The sequence below is a fragment of the Pseudomonas sp. GW-45 genome, from assembly GCF_056896675.1.
Genome location: NZ_CM167674.1, coordinates 249797 through 262029 on the forward strand (window position 1 = coordinate 249797; position 12233 = coordinate 262029).

Annotated in this window: 12 protein-coding genes; 4 read left to right on the top strand and 8 right to left on the bottom strand. The window is 57.3% G+C overall.

What is annotated here, in order from left to right; translation table 11 throughout:
* Window positions 1–159: 159 nt before the first annotated feature.
* Entirely contained in the window at window positions 160–1788 is a 1629-nt protein-coding gene (gene lnt, locus AC1XYH_RS01080; protein ID WP_483324832.1) for an apolipoprotein N-acyltransferase, read from the top strand.
* Window positions 1789–1812: 24 nt separating this feature from the next.
* Here lnt and AC1XYH_RS01085 read toward each other — a convergent pair whose 3' ends face one another.
* From AC1XYH_RS01085 to AC1XYH_RS01100, 4 genes are all read right to left on the bottom strand, one after another.
* Complete coding sequence (locus AC1XYH_RS01085) at window positions 1813–2406, bottom strand: HdeD family acid-resistance protein (protein WP_483324833.1); 594 nt, start codon at window positions 2404–2406, stop codon at window positions 1813–1815.
* 24 nt (window positions 2407–2430) lie between these two features.
* Window positions 2431–4176, bottom strand: a complete 1746-nt coding sequence (locus tag AC1XYH_RS01090; RefSeq protein WP_483324834.1) for an amidohydrolase — start codon at window positions 4174–4176, stop codon at window positions 2431–2433.
* A gap of 192 nt (window positions 4177–4368) precedes the next feature.
* Window positions 4369–5595 carry a BaiN/RdsA family NAD(P)/FAD-dependent oxidoreductase gene (locus tag AC1XYH_RS01095; protein ID WP_483324835.1) on the bottom strand — a complete coding sequence of 409 codons (1227 nt, stop codon included), beginning with the start codon at window positions 5593–5595 and terminating at the stop codon, window positions 4369–4371.
* A 9-nt stretch (window positions 5596–5604) separates the two neighbouring features.
* The gene (locus AC1XYH_RS01100) at window positions 5605–6132 is read right to left on the bottom strand and encodes an RNA methyltransferase (protein ID WP_483324836.1); all 528 of its coding nucleotides are present in this window, start codon (window positions 6130–6132) and stop codon (window positions 5605–5607) included.
* A 132-nt stretch (window positions 6133–6264) separates the two neighbouring features.
* Here AC1XYH_RS01100 and AC1XYH_RS01105 point away from each other — a divergent pair, with 132 nt between their 5' ends.
* Window positions 6265–6495 carry a VF530 family protein gene (locus AC1XYH_RS01105; protein ID WP_483324837.1) on the top strand — a complete coding sequence of 77 codons (231 nt, stop codon included), beginning with the start codon at window positions 6265–6267 and terminating at the stop codon, window positions 6493–6495.
* An 8-nt stretch (window positions 6496–6503) separates the two neighbouring features.
* Here the strand turns inward: AC1XYH_RS01105 and AC1XYH_RS01110 are convergent, their stop codons facing one another.
* Window positions 6504–6959 carry a YqaA family protein gene (locus tag AC1XYH_RS01110; protein WP_483324838.1) on the bottom strand — a complete coding sequence of 152 codons (456 nt, stop codon included), beginning with the start codon at window positions 6957–6959 and terminating at the stop codon, window positions 6504–6506.
* Window positions 6960–7190: 231 nt separating this feature from the next.
* Between AC1XYH_RS01110 and AC1XYH_RS01115 the strand changes: the two genes are divergently transcribed.
* Together AC1XYH_RS01115 and gtfA are read left to right on the top strand one after the other, a co-directional pair.
* A complete protein-coding gene (locus AC1XYH_RS01115; protein ID WP_483324839.1) occupies window positions 7191–8411 on the top strand; it encodes an MFS transporter in 1221 nt (406 codons plus the stop codon).
* A gap of 101 nt (window positions 8412–8512) precedes the next feature.
* Window positions 8513–9955, top strand: a complete 1443-nt coding sequence (gtfA, locus tag AC1XYH_RS01120) for a sucrose phosphorylase (protein ID WP_483324840.1) — start codon at window positions 8513–8515, stop codon at window positions 9953–9955.
* An 8-nt stretch (window positions 9956–9963) separates the two neighbouring features.
* Here gtfA and AC1XYH_RS01125 read toward each other — a convergent pair whose 3' ends face one another.
* The 3 genes from AC1XYH_RS01125 to AC1XYH_RS01135 all read right to left on the bottom strand — a co-directional run bounded on the left by AC1XYH_RS01125 (window position 9964) and on the right by AC1XYH_RS01135 (window position 12230).
* Window positions 9964–10569, bottom strand: coding sequence for a glutathione S-transferase family protein (locus tag AC1XYH_RS01125; protein ID WP_483324841.1), 606 nt, complete (start codon window positions 10567–10569; stop codon window positions 9964–9966).
* A gap of 60 nt (window positions 10570–10629) precedes the next feature.
* On the bottom strand, window positions 10630–11412 hold the full coding sequence (locus tag AC1XYH_RS01130; RefSeq protein WP_483324842.1) for a TSUP family transporter: 783 nt from the start codon (window positions 11410–11412) through the stop codon (window positions 10630–10632).
* Between the two features lie 98 nt (window positions 11413–11510).
* Complete coding sequence (locus tag AC1XYH_RS01135; protein ID WP_483324843.1) at window positions 11511–12230, bottom strand: extensin-like domain-containing protein; 720 nt, start codon at window positions 12228–12230, stop codon at window positions 11511–11513.
* Window positions 12231–12233: the final 3 nt, after the last annotated feature.

Sequence of the window (12233 nt, forward strand, 5' to 3'; positions counted from 1 at the left end):
TCCAGTCTGATGGCTCTGGCAAATTCACCCTAACGGGTGATGTTGCCGTGGTGGTCGCGCTTCTATTGTCGAAGCGTGATTTTATTGGCATAAATTCGTTGGATTCCTGCGTCTGATGAACCGCCGCAGATTAGCTTCTGAATAATAATAAGAGGTTCCATGTCGCAGTTTGATGCATCGCCCGCGAGTCTGGCGACGGAAACCCTGGTGCTGGCCGAGCAAGCGCGCGTGGTGTCATGGACTACTCGCGTGTTGTTGGCTGCCGTCAGCGGCGTGATGATGTTTGCGCCATGGGTTAACCCGGTGTTGTTCTGGACCGGTTGGTTAGCCGGAGTACCCTTGCTCTACGCATTGCGTGATACGCGCTTGCCGGCCGCCTTTGCCCTTGGCTGGCTGGCGGGCGTGCTGTGTTTTGCTGGCGCCAGCCATTGGATGATCGATTTTATGATTCATCTCAAAGGCTTGTCTTGGCCGGTCAGTGCTATCTTGGCGGGGTTGTTCTGGCTGTATACCGGCTTGGCTTTGGGCTTTGCATGTTTGCTCTACCGCTGGTTGGCACTGCGTGTGCCAACTTGGGACCTGCTCACCTTTCCGTTGGTTATCGCTGTCGTTATGGCGATTTTCCCACAGCTTTTTGTTACCGACTTTGCCGAAGGGCAAGCGCGTTTTCTGGTTGCCCTGCAGGGGGTTGACCTGCTGGGTGCGCAGGGCTTGAATATCATCATGTTGCTGTTCAGTGGGCTGCTTTTTCAGCTGCTCCAAGCCTATTACAGTAACAGCCGCGGGGCTGGTATGGGCATGCTGGTGGCAGGCGCTGTATTGCTGTTGTGGTTTGCCTATGGGTTTTACGCATTGTCTTATTGGGATAACCAGGTACGCAGCTGGGATACCACGCGCATTGGCTTGGTGCAGCCCAATGACCCGCCGAGGCGTCGCATTCCAGCGCCGCGCGAAGGTTTTACCCGTGAGGCGCCGGAAGAGATGGTTGCCAGTCGCCGGCTGGCGAAAGCGGGTGCCCAATGGGTGGCCTGGCCTGAAGCGCGCTACAAGGGCTATTACGATATGTTCACCGTGCGCCATGGGTACGGCAAGGAGGTCACCAGCTGGGGCGTGCCGCTGTTCTTCCACGATGTGGAAAATCGCTGGGTTAACGCCGAGCAGGTCAGCTTCAATACGGTGGCTTGGTTGGATCACAATGGCCGGCTAGCCGGGCAGTACCGTAAGGTGCAACGCATGCCCTTTGGCGAATATCTGCCAGCCTTTTTTGAGTTGCCGGGGATCACCCAAGTAACCCGCATGTTCATGGGGGATTATCTGCGCCCGGTTGGCGCGGGTACTGAGCACGTGGAGTTCAGGGTAGGTGATATGCGGGTGATTCCCAAAGTCTGTTACGAGACGGCCTTTCCGCAGTTTGTGGCTGAGTCCATTGGGGCTGATTCAGCAGGTAAACTGTTGCTGTTTCTGTCGCAGGACAACTGGTTTGGCGAGACATCACAGCCGTTTCAGCATCGCGATATGTCGGTCCTGCGCGGGGTGGAGAATCGCGTACCCATGGTGCACTTGATCAACAATGGCCCGTCGGTAGCAATCGTACCCAGTGGGCGAGTGGTAGCCAGCACGCAGGCCTTCTCACGGGCGGAACGACTGGTGGATATACCCTTCTCTGCGAATGCGGGCGGCAGCTTCTACAGCCGCCATGCTGTGCTGGTGCAGCGGAGTCTTTATGCCGCGCTGGCGTTGTTATTGTTTTGGGGGTTGATAGCCGGGCGACGTTCGCACGCCGCCTGAGCTATTCACTACAGGTCGGCCGCATCAGAGGTTGCGGCTTACTGCCTTGGCAGCCAAGGCCAGCATCACATAGGCACAGCCATGCACCAGCATCTCAATCGCCACCAAGATGCCAATCAGCCATAACGCTGAGGCTGGCCACTGCAGGAAAATCATGCACGCCAGCAGTAACGAGATACCGCCGGCAAACACCAGCCAGCCCCAGTTGCTGCCGGTACCGCGCAGCTGCATGCCTAGCATGATGCGCACCAGGCCGATGGCAAAAAAGGCAGCGCCGAGCAACAGGGTAATGACGGCAGAACCGGCCAGTGGCTTGCTAATCAGCAGAAAACCACCGAGCAAGTAGAGTGCGCCCATAAGCCCGCTAATTAGGCGTCCTCCACTATTTTTGCTGCGGATAGCGTCAACCAGCTGCAGAGCGCCCCCGGCTAACAGCATGACGCCAAACAGAAATACCGTCGCGATGGTCAGGGTAACGCTCATGCCTAGACCAATCAGGCCTAGGACAATGAAGAGAATGCCCAAAGCCAGCAACCAGCCCCAATTGCGGCTAAGGTCACCGAGTAGAGCGGGAACTGCGGCTGTGCCGGTAGAGGAAGGCTCGACAGTCGGTTTCATAATGATGCTCCTTGGTTTGACATCCTATTGCGCTGCGGCCTTGTAGACAGTTTCTCCGGCTTTAATAGTTTCCAGCACCTTGACGCCCAACAACTGCTCACGATCCAGGGTGACTGGGTTATGCGACAACACGACCAAGTCGGCCAGTTTGCCTTTTTCGATGGAGCCTTTGCTGCTCTCTTCGAAATGCTGGTAAGCCGGCCAGATGGTCATCGCTTTCAGAGCGGTCAGGGCATCCAGCCGTTCCTCCGGCCCGAGGATAATATTGCTGCGGGTCACCCGGTTAGTGGCGCTGTGCAGAATACGCATGGAGTTGGGATACACCACGGGGGCATCGGAGTGAATGCTGAATTTCATACCCGAACGGTAGACCGAGCCAGTTGGCGAAATGAACTTAGCCAGCTCCGGACCTGCGACTGACTGGCGATGCCAATCGCCCCAGTAAAAGGTGTGCATCGGATAAAGCGAAGGGAATATGCCAAGCGTCGCCAGCTGCGGAATTTGATCGGGGCGCAGATACTGGCCGTGAATCAGAACGGTACGCCGGTCATCGACCTCGGGTATCTCGCGTTGCACGGTATCGGTCAGGCGGATCAGTTGGTTAATGGCCGCGTCGCCGTTGGCGTGCACCATCACCTGCCAACCGTTGGTATAGGCCATCTCCATCAAGCTGCGCGCTTCGGCATCGTTGGCAAACAGCGGCGCGCCGCTGTAGTCATCTGGCTCATGTTCTGGCGGCTGAAAGTACGGATGGGTGAACCAAGCGGTCTTGCCCTGTGGGGAGCCATCGAAGGTCAATTTGACGCCGCCAATACGGAAGTGGTCGGAATAGGTGCGCGACATCAACGGGCCGTCCAGCATCGGGTCTTCGAGGTTGGCGACCAGATCCGGGTAGGCCACCACGTCGACCTTGAAATAGCCGGCTTTGGCTGCCTGTGCCAAGCCATGCAGGCTGCCGGGTGAAGTACGGCCGTCCTGGATGGTAGTGAAGCCGTTGGCTAGATAGATCTGTTGGGCCTTGTTGAGCATGTCGATGCGCTGCTCAGGAGTGAACTCGGGCAGCAGTTTGATCAGCGCTGAAATATGCGCATTCTCAGCCATTAAACCGTTGGGTGTAACACCATCTTTCTCGCGGTAGATGGTGCCGCCTTCCGGGTTTGGTGTGTTGGCGTTGATGCCAAGGACTTCCAGCGCCTTAGTGTTGTACACGCCGAGATGGCCGGATTGGTGAATGGCCATGATCGGAATAGTCGTTGAGACTGCATCCAGTTCTGCTCGCGTGGGGTGGCGCTTTTCAAGCAGTTGCGAGTCGTCGTAGTTGAAACCGATCAACACGCCATAGTCCTGCGCACGGGTGCTGCTGGCCAGATACTGACGGAGTGCATCCTGCAGAGCAGCAATCGAGCTGCCGGGGCCATCAGGTGGCGGCAGCAAGTTGGCGGAAATAGCCTGCACGCCGACAAAGGAAAAATGACTGTGGGCGTCGACAAAACCGGGAATCAGAGTGTGCCCGTTCAGGTTGCGCAGTTCGGTTTCTGCACCACGAAAGTCGGCTTCCAGCATGGTCCGGGTGCCAACGCCGACGATGATGCCATTGTCTACCGCGACCGCATCCACGTTGGGGTAGGTATCGTCCATGGTCAGAATGGGGCCGCCATAAAAAATGATGTCGGCCGGATCTTCGACCGCGGCAATGGCACCGCTAGCAAGGCTGAGGGTGCTGATCAGGGTTGCCAGAGGCAGGTGGGCAAAACGGGGAATGACAGTCATGCGTGCTCCTTGTCGAAAAAACGTCAAATCCGATTGCTGTGGTCGGCGCAGCAGAGGGCTGCGCGCATGCAGCTGATGATTGTGACTCAGTGTAGACAAGGCTGGCAGGATAGGCAGAGAAATGCGCGGGCAGAAATGCCTGAATAGGCGGTTGAAATGGCCTTTTTAGTAGGTAGGCGCTTTTAGCGGCCGCTAAGCGAACTGGCCCGCGGTATAACCCGACGACCAGGCCCACTGGAAGTTGAAGCCGCCCAGATGGCCGGAAACATCCAACACCTCGCCGATGAAATACAGCCCAGGCTGGTTTTTAGCTTCCATGGTTTTCGAACTGATATCGTCGGTGTCGACGCCGCCGAGGGTCACTTCCGCGGTGCGATAGCCCTCGGTAGCTGAGGGCTTGAGCCGCCAGGCGTTGAGACGCTGGCCAATCTCGCTGAGTCGGCGGTCGCTGAATTCGGCTAGTGCTGTGTCATCATCCTGCTGCCACCAGAGCTGCTGTAGCTCTGCGACCAGGCCTTTGGAAAGCTGCTGGCCAAGTCGGGTTTTCAGGCGGCTGCGTGGCTGCTCTTGCTTGGCCTGAAGCAGCCATTCGACGGCATCAATACCGGGCAACAGATCAATGCTGATTTCATCACCCGGAGCCCAGTAGCTGGATATCTGCAGAATCGCCGGCCCACTGATACCGCGATGGGTAAACAGCATCGCCTCGCTGAAAGACTGGCCGTTGCAACTTACCTCAATATCCAGCGCCAGGCCGGATAGGCGCTCGCAAAAAGGCTTCATGGCATCGCTGAACATGAAAGGCACCAGTCCAGCCTGGCGCGGCACCAGCTTCAGGCCAAACTGCTCGGCCAACTCATAGCCTATCCCCGAGCCACCGAGAGTGGGCACCGAGAGTGCACCAGTGGCGACCACCAACGCGTTGCAGTTCAGGCGTTGTGCGCGTCCGTCTTGCTCTAGATGCAGACGGTAGCGCAAAGGGCTGGCAGCATCATTTAGCGGCTCAAGCCGCTGCAGCTCGCATTGGGTGCGAATCTCGGCGCCGGCGTTGATACATTCGTCTTCCAGCATCGCGACGATCTGCTTGGCGGAGTCTTTGCAGAACAGCTGGCTGTGTTTACGCTCCTCATAATCGATGCCGTGCTGTTCGACCAGTGCGATGAATTCCCACTGGTTGTAACGCTTGAGCGCCGATTTACAGAAGTGCGGGTTGCGCGACAGAAAGTGACTTGGCTCCACCACCTGATTGGTGAAGTTGCAGCGGCCGCCACCGGACATCAATATCTTCTTCCCCACCTTGTTGGCGCGCTCCAGTACCAGCACACGCCGACCACGCTGGGCCGCAGTAAAGGCGCAAAACAGGCCGGAGGCACCGGCGCCCAGTACTATCACGTCAAAGTCGGTAGAAGAGTTAGACACGGCTGACATCTATTTTGGGGTGGCTGGTTTGGCGCGGATTCTAGCATTGTTGTTGGTGTCGCGGCTGCGCCGGATCAGCTCATCGCCGCGGGTATGCTGCGGGTTCTTGCAGAGACGATCGTAGAGCACCAAATTGACCGTGGCGGCGAGGTTGAGGCAACCCACCGTAGGTATGTAAACAACCGCATCGGAGCGATCAATCAGCGACTGCTCCAGAGTGCCGTCTTCAGGCCCAAACAGATAAAGCGCGCGCTCCGGGTGAACGAAGTCTGGCAGCGCTATGGCGCCTTCAACCAGTTCGATGCAGACCACCTGAATGGCGGGCGGTAAAGCGCCCAACATGCTCTCAACACGGGTGATCGGGATGTGCCGGCTGACCTGCTGGGTATCGGTGCTGTATCGCGCGGCGCGATCATGCCGTGTGCCGGTATAACGCACGGCATCGGCGCTAAAGCAGCCGGCAGCGCGCATCACGGCGCCCACGTTGGTCGGACTCTTTGGGTTACTCAGGCCAATCAGTACCTGGGGATCATTCATCTACTGTTCCATCTGCTGCGGGGCTAAATTGTCGCGCCGGGGCTGGGCAAGCGGCGAGCTGCGGGTAGAATACAGGCTTTCGCGCCCGCGCTCAGCGCGCTTGGGCGGATACCGCTTAATCAGGATGCCGTCATGCCGCAAGAACCCAGCGAAATCAAACACACAGACCCGTTGCACGGAATAACACTCAAGGCGATTGTCGAGGCGTTGGTTGAGCGGTTTGGCTGGGAGGAGCTGTCGCGGCGCATTCCGATCAACTGTTTTATCAGCCAGCCGAGCGTTAAATCCAGCCTGACATTCCTGCGTAAAACGCCCTGGGCGCGGACTAAAGTTGAGTCGCTGTACATCGAGTCGTTGCGCTAACAGGCTGATTAGCCCGCTGCGTCGGCAGGAACCCAGCCAAGCGTAATAGCGGCCAACAGTAGGTAGCGGCCGCCCTTGGCCAGGGTCACAATCAAAACGAAACGCCACAAGGGTTCGCGCATTAACCCAGCAACTATGGTCAGCGGATCACCGATAAAGGGTGCCCAGCTCATCAACAGCGACCAGTAGCCCCAGCGGTGATAGGTAGCCTGCGCGCGGTGCAGTTGTTTGGGTTTTAACGGGAACCAGCGCTTGTGTTGCAGTTTCTCAATGTAGAGGCCCAGCACCCAGTTCAATACTGCGCCCAGCACGTTGCCGGCGGTGGCGACCAGCAACAGCATCGAGGTCGGGTAATGACCTTGCAGTAGCATGGCGACCAAGGCGAATTCTGATTGTGCAGGCAGCACGGTGGCGGCGCCAAATGCAATCAGAAAGAGTCCAGCGTAACTTGTTAGCTCCCACATGCGGCAGATTCCCGATTCAGTGCCGCCAGCATACCGGATTGCCTGAGGTTGCCGAGCTTCAGGCCACCGTCCACCGCAAGATGACCTGTGTTAGTGCCCCTAAAGCGACAAAATAGACGGTTTTCTGGCTGATTGCGCAAATTATTGCCGAATCTCTCCCGCATGGGTTCACCCAAGCGGGCAAAGGGCGAATAATCGGCGGCTTTGCCAACTCCCTGACAGGAAAACTGCATGTCGGATTCATCGCTGGAAACCTATGCCCCCACTACGGAGGTGCCGGCCAAGGTAGCTTCCTGGCTGATTTTGTTGGCGCTGGCGATCGGCGGCTTTGCCATAGGCACCGGCGAATTCGTGATCATGGGTCTGATGCCGGATATGGCGGCTGACCTGCAAGTCAGCGAACCGCAGGTCGGCCACGTTATCAGTACTTACGCCATCGGCGTGATGGTAGGTGCGCCGGTGTTGGCGATTTTTGGCGCGCGCTTGCGCCGGCGTAATTTGTTGCTGCTGTTGATGGCTTTTTTTGCCGTCGGCAATGTGGGTAGCGCGCTGGCGCCGGGGTATCACAGCTTGATGGTGGCGCGTTTTATCGCGGGCCTGCCGCACGGTGCCTATTTTGGTGTTGCCGCCTTGGTTGCTGCGTCGTTGGTCGCGCCGAACAAACGTGCTGCCGCGGTCAGTCAGGTTATGCTGGGCCTGACCGTGGCCATTCTAATTGGTAACCCATTGGCAACCATGTTGGGGCAGTCGATCAGTTGGCGTTATGCCTTTGTCGCGGTGGCCGTGATCGCGCTGTTGACGATTGTGATGGTGGCGATCTTTGTACCGCTTGAAGCACAACACAAACCCAGCAATCCACTGACCGAGTTGCAGGCTTTTCGTCGGCCTCAGGTCTGGTTCGCGCTGGGTATTGGCGCCATTGGCTTTGCCGGTATGTTCTGCGTGTTCAGCTATTTGGCGATGACGCTGTTGGATATCACCAAAGTGCCTCGCGCTATGGTGCCGCTGGCAATGGCGGCGTTTGGCGTGGGTGCGATTCTCGGTAATCTGGTGGGCGGCTGGTTGTTCGAGCGTCTGCAGTTTCGCGCAGTGGGTGTGGTACTGGTTTGGAGCACCTTAGTCCTGCTGCTGTTTCCGTTGGCGGCGCAGGCAATGTGGAGCATCCTGCTGGCCTCTGTGGCAGTGGGTAGCATGGTGGCGCTATCGCCGCCGTTGCAAACTCGTTTGATGGATGTGGCGGCTGATGCGCAGACGCTGGCGGCCTCGGCGCATCACGCCGCCTTCAACATCGCCAATGCGCTCGGACCTTGGCTTGGCGGCATGGCCATTGTTGCTGGTTTTGGTTGGACCTCGACCGGTTATGTGGGTGCTGCAACGGCGCTCGGCGGTCTGCTGCTTTATTGGCTGGCGCGTCGCCATGAGTCGCGGCATCCGTTGCACGGCGAGGCGTAGCAGGCTTTCGGCCTGCCCGAGGCGCGGTTTTTGCAGGAGCAGGGTTACCCGGCTAAGGTGATGTGCAGCCGGGATTTACTCTTTGTGCAAGGATATTGTCTATGCCGCTCCGCAACGCCGTGCAACTGATCTGCTATCCCAACCGTATTGGTAATAATCTCAAGGATCTGCACGCCACCCTTAACAAGCATCTGTCTGATGCCATTGGTGGCGTGCATATACTGCCGTTCTTTCCCTCGAATGCCGACGGCGGTTTTTCGCCGCTGACGCACAAAGAAGTGGACCCGGAGTTTGGCGATTGGACAGATATTGAGCGGCTGGCAGCCGACTATGAACTGTGCTGCGATCTGACCGTCAATCACATCTCTGACGAGTCAGTAGAGTTTCTCGACTTTGTGGATAAGGGCTTTGAGTCAAAGTATGCCGAGCTGTTTGTGCACGTTGAGCGCTTCGGTGAAATCACCCCGGATGATCTGGCCAAGATTCATATCCGTAAGGAGAAAGAACCCTTTCGCGACGTGACCTTTGCTGACGGCAGCACCGGGCGGGTCTGGTGTACTTTCACCGAACGGCAGATTGACCTGAATTACGAATCGCCGCTCACTTATGAGTTGATGGAAGACTACATCCGTTTTCTCACCGAGCGCGGCGTAAAACTGCTGCGTCTGGATGCCTTTGGCTACACCACCAAGCGCATCGGAACCAGTTGCTTTCTGGTTGAGCCAGATGTCTATCGTATCCTCGAATGGATCAACGACGTAGCGCTACGCCATGGTGCAGAGTGCCTCCCTGAGGTGCACGATCACACCAGTTTTCAATACGCCATCGGCCGGCGTAACATGCATCCTTACGGTTTCGCGCTGCCGCCGTTGATGCTCTATTCACTGCTGGATGCCAACAGTACCTACCTGAAAAACTGGTTGCGCATGTGCCCCCGCAACATGATCACCGTGCTGGATACGCACGACGGCATCTGCATTCCTGATGTCGAGGGCGTGCTGCCGGATGACAAGATTAAAGGTTTGATCGATAACATCAACGAGCGCAGCGCCGACCCGATCCTGCGTCGCTCGGCGGCCAGGGTGAACAGCGTAGGTGCCATCTATCAGCTCACCTGTACCTTCTACGATGCATTGATGCAGAACGACGACGCCTACATCGCCGCACGCGCAATCCAGTTTTTTTGCCCCGGCATTCCGCAAGTGTATTACGTCGGTTTGCTGGCAGGCTGTAACGATGAAGAGCTGATGCGTGAAAGTGGTGAGCTACGCGACATTAATCGCCACTATTACAGTTTGTCAGAGGTGGATGACGCGATAGAGCAACCGGTGGTTCAACGGCTGTTGAAATTGATGCGTTTTCGTAGCAATTACCCAGCCTTCGATGGCCGCTTCGAACTGAACTATTCCAACGATAGCAGCGTCGCCATGGCCTGGCGGCATGGCGAACACTACTGCCACCTGACAGTGGACCTGCGTTTCAAAACAGTGCGAATCCGCTATCGGGACGAACATGACTTAAGCGAGCAGAGCCTGGTTGGTTGATCGGCGGGTTAAAGATTGTTGAGTCGATCTGATTCGATATTAGCGGGGCGTGCATAGGCGCGTTCGACGTAGCGCTCAAAGACCGAGCGCTTTTCAATGCTCTCGAACATCATGCCCCAGCCAAGCTGAGACGCAATATACACATCGGCGGCGGTGAACAGCTCTCCGCACAGCCATGGGCCTACCTGCAGGGCGCCCTCTATGGCATTGAGGACGTCAGCATAGCTGCCAAAACCGGCCATCTGGCTGCGGCCTTCAGGCACTTCCCAGCCTAGGGACTTTGCCGTTACGGCGGTTTCCAAGGGTCCGGCGGCGAAAAATAACCAGCGCAAATAGGTGGCGCGGCGCGGATCGTCCACCGCTGGTGCCAGGTGGTTTGCCGGGAATCGATCGGCTAGATAGGCGCAAATGGCCGCACACTCGGTCACCACCACGGAGCCGTGTACCAGCGCGGGTACCTTGCCCATCGGATTGATTGCCAGGTAATCGGGGCTCTTCATTTGCTCGCCATATTCGAGCCATACGGTTTCGTATGGCGTGCCGGTCTCTTCCAGCATCCAGTGGGCGATGCGCCCGCGTGATTGTGGGTTGGTGTAGAGCGTCAGGCTGGTCATGGATTGGCTCCTGGCAGAGTGGCGAGTTAAACCAGCATAGACCGTTCTTGCGGTTTTTCTTTAAGCCGCGAGTATTTGCCACAGACCGATGCAGCTGATTACCAACAGGGTAATGCCCAGCATGCGAAAGAACTTGCTGGTCTCACCTTTGAGCATATGGTCGTGGAAGCGCAGGCCGATGAAATGACCCACTGTGACGCAGGGCAGCAACCACAGATGATGGATCAGCTGCAGGTCGACTTCGGCGTAGATGAAGGCAGCCATCTTGATGGCAACCAGAATGAACCAGAGTGCGAACAGCGTATCCCGCAGTTTCTCTTTGGCCACATGTTGCGCCGCTACGGCGATGATCAGCGGCGCACCGATTAATGAGGTACCGCTGACGTAACCGCCGAGCATCAGAAACAGGGTATCCACGACCTTGCTGTTGCTGCGAAAGGGCCGGTTGAGAATGTAGGAGACTGAATAGGCGCCGACAATGCAGAAAATGATGATGCTCATCACACTGGCTGGCAGGGTCAGCAAGCCCAGCACGCCGATCATTTTCGGCACTATCATAATGCCCAGCATGCGCCACAGGTAACGCCAGTCCACGGTGCTTTCGCGCGCCTGGCCATCGGTTTGGGGCGCACGCTTGCGGTTGTTCATGAAAATAGTGAGCGAAGAGAATATCAGTAGATGCGCTGCAATCAGCGGCAGAAATACCAGCGGATCGTTGTCTACCAACAGCAAAAAGGGCAGCGAGAGTACTGCGCCGCCAAAACCCAGACCTGAGCGCACAAACCCGCTCCAGACGAAAATCAGACCAATCAAGGCGAGTTGGTACAGCGACAGATCAGACATGAGGCTCCGCGGCAGAGATGCAGGATAGGCGCGCAGTTTAACGGTCGGGTAGGGCCGGCAACAATGGCTGGCACTGCAACACACCGGTGCGACAGCTGTTAGCGGCAGTAGCCGAAATAGCGGTTGTCGAGATGAAAATGATTGGCGTGTGGGGCGTTGTAGTCCGGACCCAGAACGGTGCCGAAGTAATCGCAGGCGGCGTCGTGAGCCTCGTGCAGAAATAGCGATTTGTTGGCGGCCGCCTGGTTGCTCCAGTCCTTGAGTACGCTGACCTGCACGCCGCTGCGGGTAGTAAAACCAGCCACATCGAAAGCGGCTGCGCTGGCGTGCTCGCTGCGCCGCGCATTTTCGCGGTGATAAATGTTGCGGCAGGCAAAGGTGCCGAAGTGTTCGATCCGGGCCAGGGGAGAGCCCATGTGTTGCTCGGCTAAGGGCTGCAAGCGCTGGCGCTCAAACATCAACCAACTGACTGCGACCGGGCAGGTTAACGTGAAGGGCGCATTGAAGCCCACACTGGTCCGCTCTATACGCACCACATTGCTCAGTGGGCAGCCTTTAACGGGAGTGTAATCCGCTAAGGGCGTGTGCTTTAGGGAGTCGTCGGCAGCACTATCAAGCAATGCGAGGCACTCTTGAGGCGAGTTTCGTAACTGCTGCAGTTTCCAGCGAGTGACCGGCGTGACGGGGTCATTCAAGCTGATTGGTGTGCGCGGGTTCCACTCGGGAGGAAGGCTCCACCATGGTTGCAGTAATGCGAACAGGATTAGCAGCAGTAGCAGGCACAAAAAGGCATTAAAACCAGATTGGAACAGGCGCATGCC

What these genes read in the sequence shown, in the direction of transcription:
- AC1XYH_RS01125 (WP_483324841.1), bottom strand. Translation starts at nt 10,569, where the DNA reads ATGACCAGCCTGACGCTCTACACCAACCCACAATCACGCGGGCGCATC.
- AC1XYH_RS01090 (WP_483324834.1), bottom strand. Translation starts at nt 4,176, where the DNA reads ATGACTGTCATTCCCCGTTTTGCCCACCTGCCTCTGGCAACCCTGATC.
- gtfA (WP_483324840.1), top strand. Translation starts at nt 8,513, where the DNA reads ATGCCGCTCCGCAACGCCGTGCAACTGATCTGCTATCCCAACCGTATT.
- AC1XYH_RS01135 (WP_483324843.1), bottom strand. Translation starts at nt 12,230, where the DNA reads ATGCGCCTGTTCCAATCTGGTTTTAATGCCTTTTTGTGCCTGCTACTG.
- AC1XYH_RS01115 (WP_483324839.1), top strand. Translation starts at nt 7,191, where the DNA reads ATGTCGGATTCATCGCTGGAAACCTATGCCCCCACTACGGAGGTGCCG.
- AC1XYH_RS01105 (WP_483324837.1), top strand. Translation starts at nt 6,265, where the DNA reads ATGCCGCAAGAACCCAGCGAAATCAAACACACAGACCCGTTGCACGGA.
- AC1XYH_RS01100 (WP_483324836.1), bottom strand. Translation starts at nt 6,132, where the DNA reads ATGAATGATCCCCAGGTACTGATTGGCCTGAGTAACCCAAAGAGTCCG.
- AC1XYH_RS01110 (WP_483324838.1), bottom strand. Translation starts at nt 6,959, where the DNA reads ATGTGGGAGCTAACAAGTTACGCTGGACTCTTTCTGATTGCATTTGGC.
- lnt (WP_483324832.1), top strand. Translation starts at nt 160, where the DNA reads ATGTCGCAGTTTGATGCATCGCCCGCGAGTCTGGCGACGGAAACCCTG.
- AC1XYH_RS01130 (WP_483324842.1), bottom strand. Translation starts at nt 11,412, where the DNA reads ATGTCTGATCTGTCGCTGTACCAACTCGCCTTGATTGGTCTGATTTTC.
- AC1XYH_RS01085 (WP_483324833.1), bottom strand. Translation starts at nt 2,406, where the DNA reads ATGAAACCGACTGTCGAGCCTTCCTCTACCGGCACAGCCGCAGTTCCC.